This is a genomic window from Streptomyces sp. NPDC044044 (assembly GCF_056434405.1).
Window position 1 is genome coordinate 114,197 of the sequence record NZ_JBWKFG010000014.1, and the last position, 15,106, is coordinate 129,302.

Genomic DNA, 15,106 nt, shown 5'->3' on the forward strand with positions numbered 1-15,106 from the left:
GCACGACATGAACTCACTCGGCTCGATGGGCGGCCTTTTCTCGCTGCCCGTCCTGTACGCACTGGGCTGCGGCCTCGCGGTCGGCGGTGGCCTCGCGGTCCTCGCGATCGCGCTGCGCGGTCTGCCGGTGAAGCCCGAGCACGAGAAGCAGAAGGCCAGCGAGCGGATGAGCGAGCTGATCCGCTTCGCGGGCCAGCGCGGCTCGTTGGCCATCGGTGTCGGCCTGGTGGTGCTTCTCCTCACCCGCTGGGCGGTGGCGGGCATCGCGTCCGGCATCCTTGTCTTCTTCTGGGACAAGCTGTTCGGCGGCGCGGCGGAGGAGCGGTCGCAGATGCGCCGCGTCGAGGCCCTCGCCGCCTGGACGGAGTCCCTGCGCGACACGATCGCGGGCGCGGTCGGCCTGGAGCAGGCGATCCCCGCTTCGGCGCGAGCGGCGGCTCCCGTCCTGCGCCCCCACCTGGACGCCCTGGTGGACCGGCTGCGCGCGCGTACGCCGCTTCCCGAGGCCCTTCAGGTCCTTGCCGACGAGATCGACGACGCGTCGGCGGACATCATCGTGGCGGCCCTGATCCTGAACGCGAAGCTGCGCGGTCCGGGTCTGCGCCAGGTCCTCGGTGCTCTCGCCAAGTCGGCCCGCGAAGAGGTCGACATGCGCCAGCGCGTGATGGCGCAGCGTGCGTCGACGCGGCGGTCGGTGCAGATCGTGGTCGCGGTGTCGATCGCGTTCGTACTCGGCCTCTCGATCTTCAACCGCGACTTCGTCTCGCCCTACGGCACGGCGGTCGGCCAGCTCGTCCTCGCGTGCGTCTGCGGTCTGTTCGCGCTCGGGTTCTGGTGGCTGCGGAAGCTGTCGACGGTGGAGACGCCGGACCGGTTCCTGGTCAGGGACGAGCCCGGGGTGCAGTTCGTGCGGCCGCGGGGGCCGGGATCCGCGGGTCCCGCCGGTGCGGGTGAGCAGGCGCCGCTGAACGGCCCGTCGGGTCCGTACGGCCAGCCGCAGCCTCAGCCGGGTCCGGGGCAGTCGGGTCAGCCGGGTCCGGGACAGCCGGGTCAGCCGGGCTTCTCGAATTCTGAGGGGGTACGTCGATGAGCCTGACGATGCCGATAGTGATCGGCGCCATCATGGGCCTTGGCATCTACGCCCTCGTCCGTGCGCTGATGCCCTCCAAGCGCAGCGCGGTCGCCACGGTCGCGCGGATCGACGCCATGCGGGCCCGGGGGGCGGCGTACGAATCGCATCGCGCCTCGTCCGACGAGAGCCAGGGCAATGCGGGCCGGCTCGGGTCGGCCAGGACCCGGGTGGGCATGCGGGTCGCCGACTTCTACTTGCAGCAGGGCTGGGAACAGCGTTCGCTGCGGGCCGACTTGGCGGTGCTCGACCGGAGCTGGGAGAAGTTCCTGGCGACGAAGACGCTGCTGGCGGCCGCCGGTGTGTTCTTCGGTCCGTTCCTGTTCGCCGTCATCTGGACCCTGGGCATGGGCAGCAGCCCGATCATCCCGGTCTGGCTGGCCCTGATGTTCGGTGCTCTCTTCTTCTTCCTGCCCGACCTCGAAGTGCGTCGGGACGCCGCGAACAAGCGGCGCGACCTGCGCCGCGTCATCGGTGCCTATCTGGACCTGGTGTCGATGAGCCTGGCGGGCGGGCGTGGTCTTCCCGAGGCCTTGATGGCGGCGGCGGAGATCTCGGACGGATGGGCGACACGGCGTATCCGTGCGGCCCTTGCGGATGCGCGCATCACCGGCATCAGCCAGTGGCAGGCGCTCGGCACCCTCGGCGAACAGCTGGGCGTCGAGGAGCTCAAGGACCTGTCGGCGTCCCTGGCGCTGGTGGCGGACGACGGCGCCAAGGTGCGCGAGTCGCTCGCTTCCCGCGCCGAGACGATGCGCCACCGCGAGATGGCCGAGATCGAGGGCAGCGCGGGCGAAAAGTCCCAGTCGATGCTCGTCGCCCAGCTGTTGCTGTGTGCGGGCTTCCTGGTGTTCCTCATCTTCCCGGCGGCGATGCGCGTGTTCCAGGTCTAGCAATCTTTACGGCGATGGACGGGCCTGCCGACACGGCGGCGGCCCGAGACCCCTCCCCCCACTCCTGAAAGGACAACTCACCATGAACGGACGGAACTTCAGCACCGGCAACCCCGGTCTGGACCTCGTGATCACCTTCCTGCAGGGCCGCGTGCAGCGTGCCCGCTCCGGCGAGCTCGACCGTGGTGCGTCCGCGGTCGAGTGGGTCATCATCTCCGCGGTCGTCGTGGCGATCGTCGGCGTGGTCGCCGCGATCATCAACGAGGCTCTCGGCTCGGGTGCCAAGAAGGTCGGCGAGTGCATCAAGGGCGCGGACGCCGGCAGCACCTGCTGATCAATCGGTTATCGGGGAACGAAGGCGGGGACGAGTGCGCGGGTGCGTGAAGCGATGGGTGCGCCGCAGGGTGGAGGCAGTCTCCACCCGCGGTGAATCCGGCATGACCGCGATCGAGTTCGTGCTGCTCACTCCGGTCCTCTTCTTCATGATCTTCGCGACGGTGCAGTTCGCGCTGTACTTCTTCGCGGATCATGTTGCCCAGGCCGCGGCGCAGGCGGGTGCGCGCAAGGCCCGCGCGACGGCCGACGAGAACCCGGGCGGCTGGCGGGGCGACGCGCGCGACGTGGTCGACGACTACATCCAGCAGCTCGGACCGCAGTTGGTGATCGGCCCCGACGTGAAGACGCTGGAGCCGAAGGCGAACACGGTCGGGGTGGAGATCACTGCGAACGTGCCCTCGGTCTTCCCGGGCCTCGACCTGACGGTGCACGCGCAGTCGTCCGGGCCGGTGGAGCGGTTCGTGGAGGACGGTGAGGGCGGCTGATGAGGAACGTATGCGCACGTGCGCTTCGCCGGTACCGCGGCGCGCTCGGCCGCGGCCTCAGGACGGACCGGGGGCTCTCGACCATCGAGGTGGTCATCCTCGCCCCGGTGATGATCCTCTTCATCCTGGTCCTGGTGGCCTTCGGCCAGCTCGTCGACGGCCGGGGGGCCATCGACGGAGCGGCGCGGGACGCCGCGCGTGCGGGCTCGATCCAGAAGGACCAGGCCACGGCGATGGCGGAGGCGAAGGCGGCCGCGGAGGCGGACCTCGCGGACGTCTGCTCAGGCCCGGTCAACGTCAACAAGACGAGCGCGGGCTTCGAGGCCGAGGTCGACCCCTTCTTCACGGTCGAAGTGAGCTGCGAGGTAAGGGGATTGGACATGATCGGCGTGGACGTCCCGACGACGCTGAAGGCCAGCTTCAGCTCCTCGCTCGACCCGCTGCGGAGGTCGGTGTGAGAAGGGGCCGCCCCCGCCTGCGCGAGTGGACCAAGTCCCGCCGCCAACGCCTCGACGACCGCGGCTCGGGCGCCGGCGCAGTCATCATCTTCGCGCTGGTCTTCATCTCGCTCTCGGCCTTCGTCATCGACGGCGGCCTGTCGATCTCCAAGCGTGAGCGGGCCGCCGACATAGCGGAACAGGCAGCGCGTTACGCGGCGCAGGACATAGACCGCGAGGGCATCTACGAGGGCGCCAAGGGCGCACCCATCAACTTCGAGAACTGCGGCGCACGGGCACAGACGTTCGCCCGGGAACTGGGCATGAGCGGCCCGGACGTGGCGGCGACACACTGCGTGACGGCGAACGCGAACCAGGTCGAGGTCGAGGTCCAGATGACCTACAGCCCGGTGTTCACCGGGATGTTCTACGGCGGGGATGTGACGGTTCGGGGGCGGGCGGTTGCGGAGAATGAGGTTGGCTGAGCGGCAGGCCGCTTTCTGCGGCGCCTTGTTGGCCTGAGGGCGGAGGCGTCCACCTGAGGGGTCAGCCGGACTCATCCGACTTTCACTCTGGAGGTGTCGATCTTCTGGTGACCTTCGGCGGAGGCGGCAGGTTTTACCACCTGTCCCCCCTGTGCAGGAGGTAGGTCCGGATGTGTACGAGAGTGACGTCGCCGCTGGCTGGTGTGGCTGTGGCTGCGGCTGTGCTGGCACTGGCCGGGTGCGGCAGTGGTGAGCCCGGCGGCTCGGACGGGATCGCGGGCGTGGGCAGGGGTGCGGGCACGTCGAGCGGATCGGCGTCGCCTTCGGCATCCGCCGCGGCCGACGGCATCGAGCGGCCGGAGATCAGGCTGCCGAGCGACGTGAAGAACGTCTTTGAGGGGCGGCGGACGGGGGACGCGGCGAAGGACGCGGTGCTCGCGGACAGCGAGCGCGGGATCGATGCCGAGAGCGACGCCATCGTCAGAGGCACTCCGACCTCTGCAGCCCTGCGCTTCTACAACAAGGGCGAGACCTTGTTGTCGGAGGTCAAGTACGTGCAGAGCTTCCTGGACGCAGGCATCAGCTACAAGGGAACGATCCACTACTTCGACCGCCGGGTGACCGTCGTCGACGACAGGACGGCGACGCTCGTCTACTGCGCCGACGAGAGCGGCGCGGTCAACACCGACCGTAAGACCGGCAAGACCAAGAGGTCCGGGCAGACAGAGCCCGACGACAACTACGTGCTCTACAACACACGGCTGGCCCTGAACTCGAAGGGCGTCTGGCAGAGCACGAAGGGCTTCTCGAAGCGAGGTGCTGACACGTGCCTTCCGCGGTGAAGGGCCGGTGCGTCGCGGTGAGCGTGTTGGTTCTGGCGGTGGCCGCGTGGTCGTTGCCCGCCCATGGCATCGGGACGGGCGGAGCCGGTAAGCAGGACGTCGCTGTCACAGGTGGTTCGAGCGGCGGCAAGATCCACGCTCGGACCAAGGTCCGCACAGCCGTCCACGGCAGCACCGCCTCGTCGAGGACGGGCACGTTGACTCCTGCCGCGGCCGGGAACTGGACGCCCCCCGCCTGCTGGTACGAGCCCGCGTTCTCGCCGAAGGAGATCGAGAGCACCGTCAAGGCGTGGCGGACCTTCGGGGCGAGTGCTCCCCTTGTCGGAGGGATCGGATACGTCATCAGCGCCGCCCTGGAGCACCGCTACAAGGACGGCCACCCCTACAAGAACTACAACCTCTCCAAGCAAGGAGAGGGCATGTTCTGGGCGTCGGTGGTCAACCCGAACCGGCAGGACGACCCCGAGGCGACGTCCTGCGACCGGCAGCCCTTCTGGGTGGACAAGGGGCAGACCCCGGCCGAGCCCATGGCGGCCTCGCCGGAGATCCTCGCCCAGTACGCGTACGACGAACTCCCCGTCCCCGGAACCGAGATCAAGATGGCCCCGAGGGGCACGTCCACGGTGAACCTGCCCACGTGGGTCTGGCTGGACAAGGGCAGGTTCAAGAAGATCTCCGTCACCGCGAGCCTGCCCGGCACGGGCCTCTCGGCGACGACGACGGCCGAGCCCGAGTCCCTGCACATCGACCCCGGCACGCCCGATGCGACCCGCTTCCCCGCGTCGGGCGGCTGCGCGATCCGCAAGGGCGGCGGCATCGGTGAGCCGTACGCGCGGGGCAAGGCGGAGGCGGTGCCGCCGTGCGGGGTGACGTACTTGCGCTCCACGGCCGCAAACGATGCGTACGTCCTCCGGGCCACCCTCACCTGGAAGATCCGCTGGTCCAGCAGCACGGGGGAGGGCGGCGCGCTGCCGTCGGGCACCTTCGGAGCGACCCGGCGGGTCCCCGTACAGGAGATCCAGTCAGTGAACCGCTGACCCCGACCGATCAAGTCCGGAAGCCGCAGGAGCCCGCCATGGCCGACAAGCTCAAGACCGACGGCGACGAACTCGCCCACTTCATGAAGCTGTTGAACAGATCCGCCGACTCCCTGAAGGGCCTCCGCAAGGCCCTGAGCAACGCGACCATCACGGACCTCGGCACCGACGATCTCGACTGCGCCTGCGAGGACTTCCAGTCGGACTGGAAGTCCGGGGCGGAGGAGATCGGGGAGCAGACCCAGGACCTCGCGAAGATCATCAGCCAGAGCAAGGACAGCTACGAGGAGGTCGACAAGGCGCTGGCTGAGGCGCTGGAGAAGGCGAGGAGAGGCGCGGGATGACGTACACGCCGGGGCAGGAGACGCCACACCCGCCGGCCTCGTCGAACCAGGGCACCCTGGACGATCTGACCAGGCCCCAGGGATTGAAGTCCGCGCCCCACATTCCGAACCCGGCCTATCCGGCGCTGGGCTTCAATCCCGTACCGGGCAGCCCCGACACCGTGCGCTCCCTGCACAAGAAGCTGGCGAGCTGCGCCAAGGTCCTGGACGACACCCACGGACAGGTCACCAAGCTCATGGCCGGCAGCTACTGGGAGGGCGACGCGGCGGTCGCCTTCCGGGAGCAGATCGATGGCGGTCCGCTGCCCCTGAACCTCAAGAACGCGGCGCACTCGCTGACCAAGGCGGCCAAGCAGTTGGGCCGTTGGCACGACGAGCTCGACGAGTTCCAACGGCGGGCGCGGCTCCTGAACGAGGACGCGAAGGACGCCAGGGCCGCGGTGGAGGCGGCGCAGGGCCGGGTCTCCGAGGTGCCGGACGGGGCCGATGACCGCAAGGCTGCCCTGAAGCGAGCCAATGGCAGGGTCGACGAAGCCCAGGCTGAGCTCGACCGCATCCTCGGCAGGGCGCGGCGCCTGGCCTCGGAGCACGAGGAGAAGGCGGGCCACCGGGCACGCAAGATCCGCGACGCGACGCGAAAGCTGGCCCCCAAGGAGCCGGGTCTCTTCGAGGAGATCGGGGAGTGGCTGACCGAGAACCTGCCGGACATCCTCAGCTTCGTGGCGGGGGTGGTGGGGCTGGTCGCGTTGTTCGTTGTCACGGGTGGGGTTGCGGCTGCGGTTTTGTTGTTGGTGGCGGGGGCGTTGAGTGCGGGGGCGCTGACGCTGCGTCTGACCGACGCGGAGGCCATGGAGTCCTTGGCGGACGGCTTCACCAAAGGGGAGTTCGATGCGGATTTCTGGGGCAACGCAGTCAGCCTTGGAGGGGATGCTCTGGGCGTGCTTCCGGGTCTTGGCGCTGTCGGGCGCAGCCTCGTCAAGACTGCTGAGGCGGGCGGCGAAGCGGTGGCACTCGGGCAGCGGCTGACCACTTTCGGTACCAAAACCATGGAGGAGGCCCGCGCTATGGCAGGCCTGGAAAACACACCGCTCAATTTCGTGCTGCGCAGTGCGCCCAATGCGCCGAAGGCCGTTGAAGTCGTGGAGAAGGCCTCCGCTGGAATCGGAGTGGGCACTTCGGGCTACGGCTTGGTGGCCGGCGCCGTCGACGCGGTCGACATCGACGGAGTCGCGGAGGGAACCACAGGAGTCGACGGTGCGCGACTGGGACTTGACGGTGGTGGACTCTTCGACCTTGCGCGCCACGTCTTCCCATGATCGCCACCGGAAGGAGAACGACCGCTGTGAACCCCGCTGACTGTCCGAATGCTTGGGACCACGCACCCACACGCCAAGCGTGGATGAGGCACATGGCGATGAACGTTGCCGGTCTCGCCGGCTGGACCGCCACATGGGCAGCCCTGCTGGCTGCGCTGGCGGTGTACCTGTCCCCGGGATACGTCCCTTTGCTGTTGCCGTTCATGATGCTGGCGTTCTACCGCTCCTTCACCCAGCTCGCCTACTTCCCTTGGGCTGTGCGCATGCGTCGGATTCTGCGGCAGTACCCATGGCAGGTGCTCGACGGAGTGGAGCGCGGTTTGGGCGAGCATCCCGGATCCAAGGAGAAGGGCCCTTGGTTCGCGTTCAGTAATCCGGCGAAGCCGGAGGAGAAGATCCCCCTGGTCTTCCTCAGGACCATGCGCCGGTACTGGTGGACCAAGCGCATCGGTGGAAGCCGTACCAAACCGGAGCTCAAGGCGCAGATCGAGCCGCTCTGGTTCGCCGGAGACCCCCGTTTTCTTGCCGTCATCGCGGCGCCAGGACGCGAGGGCAAGGCTCCCAAACGAAAGTACGTCCTCCACCAAAGGGCGGCCCTCGACAGGCGCATCGCACCGTTCAATTGGGGCGCCAGCGCCCGAGACGTCGAACGTGCTCGCCGAGCCGGAGCGCGGGTCGCCGATCACGACAACTCGCTGCCTCTGATGGATTGAACAGGTTGATCGGACGCCATGAGTACCGTTTGCTTCGCGATCCACGGCTCGGCCCGCAACGCCGACGCCGCCATCTGGTTCGCGGAACCCCAGGGCTTCACCACAGTGCCGCTGGACGCATTTGCGTCGCCACCCGGCTCCCCGGCCGACGACGCGCTCCGTCAGGCCTTCGCGCCACTTCTCGACGCCATCCCGGACGAAGCGACTCGCCAACAGTTCATCGCCCACCTGTCCACAGCCCAACAACTCCTGCAGGCCATAAGGAAAGTCGGCACAGTCCACAGCTCAATCGGCCTGCACCGTGATGACGCGGAGAGCGGCGACGGCCGCCCCCTTCTCTCCCTCTTTACGATCACCTGGAGAGACACGGCGTGGTCCCCGCGCTCCTTTGCCGCCGCCCGAGCCGTGGCCACCGCCGAGCACCACACCCGCATCGAGTACGCCGACCTGGCGTGCGGTCCGGCCACCCTCAGTGAGACCCTCCGGGCTCCGGCCCCCGCGACCGGCCTTCCACCGAGCCGAGGCCCCTTGCTTCAGCTCCACGCCCACCTTCCGCACCCGACGGGCAAGCGCATGGCAGTCCTCACTCTGAGCACGGCGGCCGCGGCCCGACGCGAGGAGTACCGGACGCTGCTCCGTCAGATCGCGGAACTGGTCAGCTTCGAGAACCCACTCGAGGGTGAACCAGGCAAGGCGCAGGCGACCTGCTAGTCGCCCTCCCCCTTGCCCTTCCCCTTGCCACCCTTGTCCTTCACACCCTCGGAGACATCCTTCGCCAGCTTGTCGTCCAGCTTCTTGAACTCCCGTACGACCGCGTCGGACATGTCAGCCAGCGCGCTCAGCTGCTGGGTGATGTCCTCGCGGCCGTCCTCCCAGTTGGACTCGAAGTCCTCGAGCGCGTCGTACACGCCCCCGTCGCCGATGTCGTCCTTGTAGGACTCGAAGGTCTTCTTCGTGCGGTTCATCCGGTCCTTGACGGAACGGAGTCTGCTCCCGTAGTCCTCAAGGTCGCTCAGCGGAAGCGCGAGGTCGCTCTTGCCCTTACCGGCCATGGTCATGTCCCCCTTGCGTAGCTCTCCGCGTCCCGCTGCCGGGAAGTGACGATATCGCGTGGCCCGTGCGGCGTGAGCTGCCTGCTGTTCCTCTCCGCCCCGTCAACAGTCAAACCCTGCGAGTGAATCCCGGTCAACGCCATTCCTCGGGGTCGAGAGCAGCCGCGACGAAACCGTCCCCAGTCGTGACCAGCAGGTCGGGCTGGTCCACCCTGAGTTTGATCTTTTCCTGGTCGAATTGATTGAACTCGAAGATGAAATGCTCGGCGAGGGCTGGTCGCTCCAAGGGGAATCCGTCGAGGTCCACCTCTGAATTCGCTCGGTCCGCCCCCTGGCAGAGGACCGATATGAGCAAGGGGAAGTTCTCCGTTTCGAGCAGGGGGTCGGCATCGTGGATGACGCCTGCGATACCGACTCGCCCCGTGACCGCTCCGCACAGATCGTCCAGGCAGTCCACCATGGCATCCCAGTTCCTCCCGAAATATGAGGGGAATTGAAGCGCCTCCGCGAATGAACCGTAGATGCCTTGCTCGGTCATCAGGGCGGATGCGGGGAAGCGGTGCACGCGGCCTCCCCTCGCGGCGAGAGCGGACAGTCGACTGTCCACGTGCGCTGTGCCTTTGGGCGTGAAGATGACCCAGGGAGGCGAGGTTCCCGTTACGTCGAAATCCGATGTCGCCATCGCTGCGTCACCCCCCCGCTCGGTGAATTCGTCAGGACCTCAACGGTTGATCGACTGGACTTCCTGTACGTCCATGTCCTGGGTCGTCTCGAAGGTGCCGTCAGGCAGGTCGTCTCCGGTGTTCTGGGAGCCTTCCCAAGAGATCTCCCACGTGATGGAGGCCTTCAGTTCGTACGGCTCCCCGCTGGTGGCCCGCAGGTAATTGATGCCGCACGGCGGGTCCTGCTTCGACTTGCCCTTGGTGTAGGGCGTGCCGATGCTGCCGTCGTCGTTGATCTTGCACTCGCCCGATGCCGGGAAGGTTTCCGCGTCGGCCGTGCCCGGTTCCAGGTGCAGGCTCTTCGGCTTGGCCGTGGTCTCCGCCCACAGGCCCGTGTTCGGGAGTTCCGCGCGAACCTTGACGTCCTTGAACGTGCCCTTGTCCAGCCAGACCCACGTGGGCAGATTGACCGTCGACTTGGCCTCCGGCTTCAGCTCCACCTCGGTGTCGGGGACCTTCACCTTGTCGTAGGCGTACTCGGCGAGCATCTTCGGCGTCGGGGCGTGCGGGATGTCGGGGACCGTTCCTGCGTCCTGCCAGAACATGATCCGGCCGCAGTCCCAGGAGTCCGGGTCCGTGTCGTCCGGCGCGACACCGCGCCAGAAGTAGCCGTCCTTGCCGATGTTGTAGTTCTTGTAGCCCTCGGCACGACTGTTCTCGTCGTCGAAGTTGTCGTTGGCCTCGCCCTTGTCGTAGTGATCGATGAAGATCGCGTCCGACCAGAATTCGTGGATGCCGGCGTCGTCGACTTCTCCGGCCTCCGCGGCCTTCTTGAGCTGCTCGGGCGTGTAGGCGGGCTCGTACCAGCAGGCCGGCGGCTTCCAGTTGGGGTCGATCGGCGCCAGGTTCCCCTTCTTGCCGCCGCCGTCTCCGCCGCTCTTGTACGAGATCTTGATCGAGGAGTGGGTGACGCCGGCCCCGAGGTTGCCCTTGTCATCAACGCTGCCGCCACCTTCATGGCCCGGCCCGCCCAGCGCCAGCGCGGGCGACGGGAGGAGGGCCGAGGCAATCGCCAAGGGGGCGATCACCCGGACGACCGCGGTGCCTATGGTCCTGCGAGTGGAGCGCATGATCAGCACCCTCCAGGGTCAGTCTCGACCGAGGTGGTCATCCAGACGCCGTTGTCGCTCTTCTCAAGAGCCGTGCGGTACTGGACCTTGGGGGACTCGCCTTCAGGAGTCCCTTCCTTCTTGCCGGTCTTGAGGTCCTTGCTGAAGCCCTTGCTCTCGTCCACGCAGTAGAAGAGAGTCGCCCGGCCCTTCTCACGGATCTCCGCCTCGGGGCGGGAGGCCTTGATCTCGCCGGTGATCGTCAGCCCCTTGTAGCCCTTGACCCACTGCTCGCCACTGGCAAGGGCGGACCGGGCGCTGTAGAAGGCCAAGTAGTCCGCCTTGGGGTTGGCTTCTCCGATCGCGGCGTACGTCCCGCGGAGCCGTTCCTTGCCGTCGTTCAGGATCGACTGGACCTTCGGGTCGCTGTCCGTCCAGCCCTCGAAGTCAGCCTTGAACGACTTGGGCAGTGTGATCTTGGGGCGGTTGACGTCCGACGATTGCGACGCGGAGGGCGCCGGCTTGCCCGACCCCTTCCCCGCCCCCTCGATCTCATCTGAAGGGCTGTCGCCCCCGCTGCTCCCGCAAGCGGTGAGCAGCAGAGTCGCGCTTGCCACCAGAGCGGCAGCGATGGGCATAGTGCGACGGGCCACGATTGCAGTCCCCCAGAGTTCGTTCGTCGGTAGTTCGGTGGTTCGGCGGTTCGGTGGTTCGGCAGAGTTGGGCATGTGTGCAGGAGAGAATGGAGCCGGACGACGCTACCAGGCGTGGGTTACCAGCACTGGTGGGCCGTGTGAAGGTTCTCGCGCCCCGCGTGATGACGGAAGCGAACGGTCCTCAAGTGCTACGTGAGCGCAGCGAATCCGTTCCGGAACTGTGACGCGGGGGCGTGAATGCCCGATGGGCGCCCGATGAATGCCTGATGGATGCCCGCGCCGGGCGGTCAATCGCGGGGCTGGAACGGGCCGGATCGAGCGGGAATTGCGCAAGGAGAGTTGCGCTTACGGTGCAACTCGGGCCTAAACGGGCACCTGGCGAAGCCCCTTGAGAGCCGTTGCCCCTGGATTCCCCTGTCTGACCTTCGGCCCCTTCCGTACCATCGCCTCAGTACGCTCAGCGCAAAGACCGCTGAGGACCGCTGAGGACTGCTGAAGACCACCGAAGACCACCGAAGACCGCAGAAGACCACGCAAGTCCACCGCTGATCCCCATCCGCTCCCTCCCAGAGGACATCAGGACACCCGCCATGGCGCGCACCACTTCAAGTTCGACAGGCGGCCCGTCGGCTCCACGGAATCGGACGCCGCAGCCGCTGCCCCGGCGTCGTCGCACGTTCGGGGACTTCGTCAAGGCGTTCCTCGCCTTTGTCGCGCTGGCCGCGCTGGTCTTCGGCGTGCCTGGCGCCCTCGCGTACGCCGTGGGGTGGCCGCTTCCGGGCGGTGCGCCCTCGCTGGACTGGTTGCAGCAGGAGATCACGGTCGGGACGTTCATCAACGTACTGACCGTCGTCGTCTGGCTCGCCTGGGCCCAGTTCACCGCCTGTGTGCTGGTCGAGGTCAAGGCCGCGCTCTCCGGTGTCGGCATGCCGGGCCGCATTCCCGGCGCCGGCGGCAGCCAGCTCCTCGCCCGGCAACTCGTCGCGGCCCTGCTCCTGGTGGGCGCGACCGCGGCCAGCTTCGCGCCGGGGCTCTCGCAGTTCGGGCAGTCCCTGGAGGGGAATCAGAAGCCCGCGTCCGCCGCTTCCGCCCAGCAGACCCCCGGCGGTCTCTTCGGGCAGGAGCAGGCAGGCAGCGCCGCCAGTGCCGTCGCCGAACAGGCCGAGCAGGCGGCCGCCCATGCGGACGGGAGCAAGAGCGAGGACACGAAGTACTACCGGATCCAGCCGCCCGAAGGACGCCATCACGACTCCATGTGGGAGATCGCCGAGCGGCACCTGGGCGACGGCCGCCGGTACAAGGAGATCTACCAGCTCAACAAGGACCGTGAGCAGCCCGACGGCTCGCGGCTGTCCGAGGCCAGCCTCATCCGGCCCGGCTGGATCATGGAGATGCCCGCGGACGCGCACGGCGGCGAGCTCGTCGAGATGCCCGACGAGGCGCCCAAGGTCTCGCAGGACGTGAAGGAGCAGATCTCCGACTACGCCAAGTCCGGCGACCACCAGCAGGGCGGCGGCGCCAAGGAGCAGGGCGGCGGTCAGCAAGGCGGCTCCGGCAGCGGCTCCGTCGATCGTGATACCGCGCACATCACCATTCCCGAGCAGCGGCCCTCCGAGGGTGGTGGACAGGGGCAGCAGGAGGCTCCCGTCGCCAGCAGCGGCAGCGAGTCCGAAGGATTCTCCTTCGGGCTGCCCGAGGCCCTCATCGGCGCCCCGCTCCTCGCCGCCGGACTGCTCGGTGCGCTCGGCCGCCGTCGGCGGCACGCGCTGTGGCAGTCGGCCATGGGCGCCATCGGCGGGCGTCGCGGCATGGAGCCGCCGACGCCGACCGGCGGCGCGGCCGACGCGATGGACGCGCTGCTCGTGGGGGCCGACCCCGAGGGCGTACGGCTTCTCGATCTCTCCCTGAGGGGGCTCGCCGCCTCACTCGCCGAGGAGTCACGCGCCCTTCCCACCGTGTACGCGGCCTGGCTCAGCGGCGGTGACCTGCACCTCCAGCTCGCCCAGCCCGCCGGACGGCCGCCCGCTCCTTGGCAGTTGGGGCAGGACCAGACGTTCTGGATGCTGGCGCGCACCGACGCCGAGCGGTACGAGGACGTCGACACCGCTGCTCCCTATCCGGGGCTCGTCAGTCTCGGAACGCTCGACGACTCGCGGCTGCTGCTCAACCTCGAAGCCGTGCCCGGTGTCGTCTCGCTGAGCGGGCGCGAGGCCGACCGTGCCGCCGTCTTCGCCTCCGTCGCCGCCGAGCTCGCCACCAACGGCTGGTCCGACCGCATGACCATCACCCTCGTCGGCTTCGGGCAGGACCTGACGCCGCTCGCGCCCAACCGTCTGCGGCACCTCGACGACATCGAGGCGCTGATCGAGACGATGGAGGCCGAGACGCGGCAGCGCCGCGGGGCCCTCGGAGCGGCCGGGCACGACTCGGTGCTCACCGGCCGTACGGGGCCCGCCCAGCACACCCGCTGGGCGCCGCACCTGGTGCTGCTCGCCGCCGAGCCCACCGGGGACGACGCCGTGAAGCTCGCCGAACTGGCCGCCGACGCGAGCCGGTTGGGCATCGGATACCTCGTCGGCACCGAGTCCGGTGACCTGCCGGGCGCCGCCTGGGAGATGGAGATCACCCCCGACGGCAAGCTCCTCGCCCCGCTGCTCGGGCTGGAGCTGGAGGCGCAGGCGCTGCCCGAGGCCCAGCAGCGGGCCGTCGTGGAGCTCTTCCTCGACGCGGACCCGGGGGAGGGCGGGGCCGCAGGCTCTGCCGGTTCCGGTCGTTCGGCCGCGACTCCGCCGTTCCTCGTCGACGTCACCGAGCAGGGGCGGCCCGCGGTGTACGCGCGCCTCGTCGGTACGTACGAGATCATCGGCCTCGACACTCCGGACGGCGAGCGCAGCCCGCTGATGCACGAGGCCCTGGCGCTGCTCCTGCTGCACCGCGAGGGCGTGCACCCGCGGGTGCTCTCCTCCGCGCTGTGGCCGCGCGGTGTCACCGAGGACGTGCGCGACGCGCTCGTCGAGCGGCTGCGGGAGTGGCTCGGCACCGAGCCCGACGGATCGCCGCGTCTTTCGGCCGACCAGAGCGGGCGGCTCACGCTCGCCAAGTCCGTGGTCTCCGACCTGGACGTCCTGCGGTCGCTGTACCACGAGGCGACTCAGGGGCGCGGGGCCAACAGCCGGGCCGTGCGCGGGCGGATGCTCACCGACGCCCTGGTGCTCGTGCGCGGGCCGCTGCTCGCTGACCGGCCGCAGGGGCGGTACGCGTGGCTCACGCACGAGATCATCGATGCGCAGCTGCCGCTGCTCGTCGCCGACATCGGGCTCGCCCTCTCCGAGTTCCACCTGGAGAAGGGGCGTGCGGAGAAGGCCATCGAGGCGCTGAATGCCGCGCTTGGCTCCGCGCCCGGCGATGAGCGGCTCTGGAACGAGTTGCTGCGGGCCACCCACGCGGTGGGCGACCCGGCGCGGCTCCAGCAGGTGGCCGCCGATCTCGTTGCCCGGAGTGGGGCGCGGGGCGTTCCGCCCCGGACCGAAGCCTTGCTGGACGAGCTGCTTCCTACCTGGCGCAGTGGCCTCACCGCCGTGGGGTAGTTCCTTCGCTGCGGAGGGTGGGG

At 68.6% G+C, this 15,106-nt stretch carries 17 protein-coding genes; 13 read left to right on the plus strand and 4 right to left on the minus strand.

The genetic code is table 11. The features are described from left to right. Nucleotides 1-7 precede the first annotated feature (7 nt). The 12 genes from AC07AG_RS40310 to AC07AG_RS40365 all read left to right on the plus strand — a co-directional run bounded on the left by AC07AG_RS40310 (nt 8) and on the right by AC07AG_RS40365 (nt 8,728). Nucleotides 8-1,090 (plus strand): type II secretion system F family protein, encoded by a 1,083-nt coding sequence (locus AC07AG_RS40310; protein ID WP_478761845.1) that lies wholly within the window; start codon nt 8-10, stop codon nt 1,088-1,090. Next, nucleotides 1,087-2,022, plus strand: coding sequence for a type II secretion system F family protein (locus AC07AG_RS40315; protein WP_478761846.1), 936 nt, complete (start codon nt 1,087-1,089; stop codon nt 2,020-2,022). The genes AC07AG_RS40310 and AC07AG_RS40315 overlap by 4 nt, the downstream gene beginning before the upstream one ends. Nucleotides 2,023-2,104: 82 nt before the next feature. Next, complete coding sequence (locus tag AC07AG_RS40320; RefSeq protein ID WP_249588426.1) at nt 2,105-2,356, plus strand: hypothetical protein; 252 nt, start codon at nt 2,105-2,107, stop codon at nt 2,354-2,356. A 103-nt stretch (nt 2,357-2,459) separates the two neighbouring features. Further along, entirely contained in the window at nt 2,460-2,843 is a 384-nt protein-coding gene (locus AC07AG_RS40325) for a TadE family protein (protein WP_425575240.1), read from the plus strand. Further along, a complete protein-coding gene (locus AC07AG_RS40330) occupies nt 2,843-3,301 on the plus strand; it encodes a TadE/TadG family type IV pilus assembly protein (protein ID WP_478761848.1) in 459 nt (152 codons plus the stop codon). Before AC07AG_RS40325 ends, AC07AG_RS40330 begins: the two co-directional genes overlap by 1 nt. Continuing rightward, nucleotides 3,298-3,765 (plus strand): TadE/TadG family type IV pilus assembly protein, encoded by a 468-nt coding sequence (locus AC07AG_RS40335; RefSeq protein WP_478761849.1) that lies wholly within the window; start codon nt 3,298-3,300, stop codon nt 3,763-3,765. The genes AC07AG_RS40330 and AC07AG_RS40335 overlap by 4 nt, the downstream gene beginning before the upstream one ends. Nucleotides 3,766-3,974: 209 nt before the next feature. Beyond that, entirely contained in the window at nt 3,975-4,607 is a 633-nt protein-coding gene (locus tag AC07AG_RS40340; RefSeq protein WP_478761850.1) for a hypothetical protein, read from the plus strand. Continuing rightward, nucleotides 4,592-5,644, plus strand: coding sequence for a hypothetical protein (locus AC07AG_RS40345; RefSeq protein ID WP_478761851.1), 1,053 nt, complete (start codon nt 4,592-4,594; stop codon nt 5,642-5,644). The genes AC07AG_RS40340 and AC07AG_RS40345 overlap by 16 nt, the downstream gene beginning before the upstream one ends. A gap of 38 nt (nt 5,645-5,682) precedes the next feature. Then, a complete protein-coding gene (locus AC07AG_RS40350) occupies nt 5,683-5,988 on the plus strand; it encodes a hypothetical protein (protein WP_478761853.1) in 306 nt (101 codons plus the stop codon). After that, nucleotides 5,985-7,304, plus strand: coding sequence for a WXG100 family type VII secretion target (locus AC07AG_RS40355; protein ID WP_478761855.1), 1,320 nt, complete (start codon nt 5,985-5,987; stop codon nt 7,302-7,304). Before AC07AG_RS40350 ends, AC07AG_RS40355 begins: the two co-directional genes overlap by 4 nt. A gap of 92 nt (nt 7,305-7,396) precedes the next feature. Next, nucleotides 7,397-8,017, plus strand: coding sequence for a hypothetical protein (locus AC07AG_RS40360; protein ID WP_478761857.1), 621 nt, complete (start codon nt 7,397-7,399; stop codon nt 8,015-8,017). 18 nt (nt 8,018-8,035) lie between these two features. Further along, nucleotides 8,036-8,728: a hypothetical protein gene (locus AC07AG_RS40365; protein ID WP_478761858.1), complete on the plus strand. Its 693-nt coding sequence runs from the start codon at nt 8,036-8,038 to the stop codon at nt 8,726-8,728. On the opposite strand, the gene AC07AG_RS40370 is transcribed toward AC07AG_RS40365, so the two are convergent. The 4 genes from AC07AG_RS40370 to AC07AG_RS40385 form a co-directional block, all read right to left on the minus strand. Continuing rightward, nucleotides 8,725-9,075, minus strand: coding sequence for a hypothetical protein (locus AC07AG_RS40370; protein ID WP_361054791.1), 351 nt, complete (start codon nt 9,073-9,075; stop codon nt 8,725-8,727). The two genes, AC07AG_RS40365 and AC07AG_RS40370, sit on opposite strands and share 4 nt — an antisense overlap. A 127-nt stretch (nt 9,076-9,202) precedes the next feature. Then, entirely contained in the window at nt 9,203-9,634 is a 432-nt protein-coding gene (locus AC07AG_RS40375; RefSeq protein ID WP_478761860.1) for a barstar family protein, read from the minus strand. A 156-nt stretch (nt 9,635-9,790) separates the two neighbouring features. Then, nucleotides 9,791-10,861 (minus strand): hypothetical protein, encoded by a 1,071-nt coding sequence (locus AC07AG_RS40380; RefSeq protein WP_478761862.1) that lies wholly within the window; start codon nt 10,859-10,861, stop codon nt 9,791-9,793. A gap of 2 nt (nt 10,862-10,863) precedes the next feature. Continuing rightward, nucleotides 10,864-11,493, minus strand: a complete 630-nt coding sequence (locus AC07AG_RS40385; protein ID WP_478761864.1) for a hypothetical protein — start codon at nt 11,491-11,493, stop codon at nt 10,864-10,866. A 593-nt stretch (nt 11,494-12,086) separates the two neighbouring features. On the opposite strand from AC07AG_RS40385, the gene AC07AG_RS40390 reads away from it, so the two are divergent. After that, a complete protein-coding gene (locus tag AC07AG_RS40390) occupies nt 12,087-15,083 on the plus strand; it encodes a BTAD domain-containing putative transcriptional regulator (protein WP_478761865.1) in 2,997 nt (998 codons plus the stop codon). The last annotated feature ends 23 nt before the right edge of the window (nt 15,084-15,106 follow it).

What these genes read in the sequence shown, in the direction of transcription:
- AC07AG_RS40310 (WP_478761845.1), top strand. Translation starts at nt 8, where the DNA reads ATGAACTCACTCGGCTCGATGGGCGGCCTTTTCTCGCTGCCCGTCCTG.
- AC07AG_RS40315 (WP_478761846.1), top strand. Translation starts at nt 1,087, where the DNA reads ATGAGCCTGACGATGCCGATAGTGATCGGCGCCATCATGGGCCTTGGC.
- AC07AG_RS40320 (WP_249588426.1), top strand. Translation starts at nt 2,105, where the DNA reads ATGAACGGACGGAACTTCAGCACCGGCAACCCCGGTCTGGACCTCGTG.
- AC07AG_RS40325 (WP_425575240.1), top strand. Translation starts at nt 2,460, where the DNA reads ATGACCGCGATCGAGTTCGTGCTGCTCACTCCGGTCCTCTTCTTCATG.
- AC07AG_RS40330 (WP_478761848.1), top strand. Translation starts at nt 2,843, where the DNA reads ATGAGGAACGTATGCGCACGTGCGCTTCGCCGGTACCGCGGCGCGCTC.
- AC07AG_RS40350 (WP_478761853.1), top strand. Translation starts at nt 5,683, where the DNA reads ATGGCCGACAAGCTCAAGACCGACGGCGACGAACTCGCCCACTTCATG.
- AC07AG_RS40355 (WP_478761855.1), top strand. Translation starts at nt 5,985, where the DNA reads ATGACGTACACGCCGGGGCAGGAGACGCCACACCCGCCGGCCTCGTCG.
- AC07AG_RS40360 (WP_478761857.1), top strand. Translation starts at nt 7,397, where the DNA reads ATGGCGATGAACGTTGCCGGTCTCGCCGGCTGGACCGCCACATGGGCA.
- AC07AG_RS40365 (WP_478761858.1), top strand. Translation starts at nt 8,036, where the DNA reads ATGAGTACCGTTTGCTTCGCGATCCACGGCTCGGCCCGCAACGCCGAC.
- AC07AG_RS40370 (WP_361054791.1), bottom strand. Translation starts at nt 9,075, where the DNA reads ATGACCATGGCCGGTAAGGGCAAGAGCGACCTCGCGCTTCCGCTGAGC.
- AC07AG_RS40380 (WP_478761862.1), bottom strand. Translation starts at nt 10,861, where the DNA reads ATGCGCTCCACTCGCAGGACCATAGGCACCGCGGTCGTCCGGGTGATC.
- AC07AG_RS40390 (WP_478761865.1), top strand. Translation starts at nt 12,087, where the DNA reads ATGGCGCGCACCACTTCAAGTTCGACAGGCGGCCCGTCGGCTCCACGG.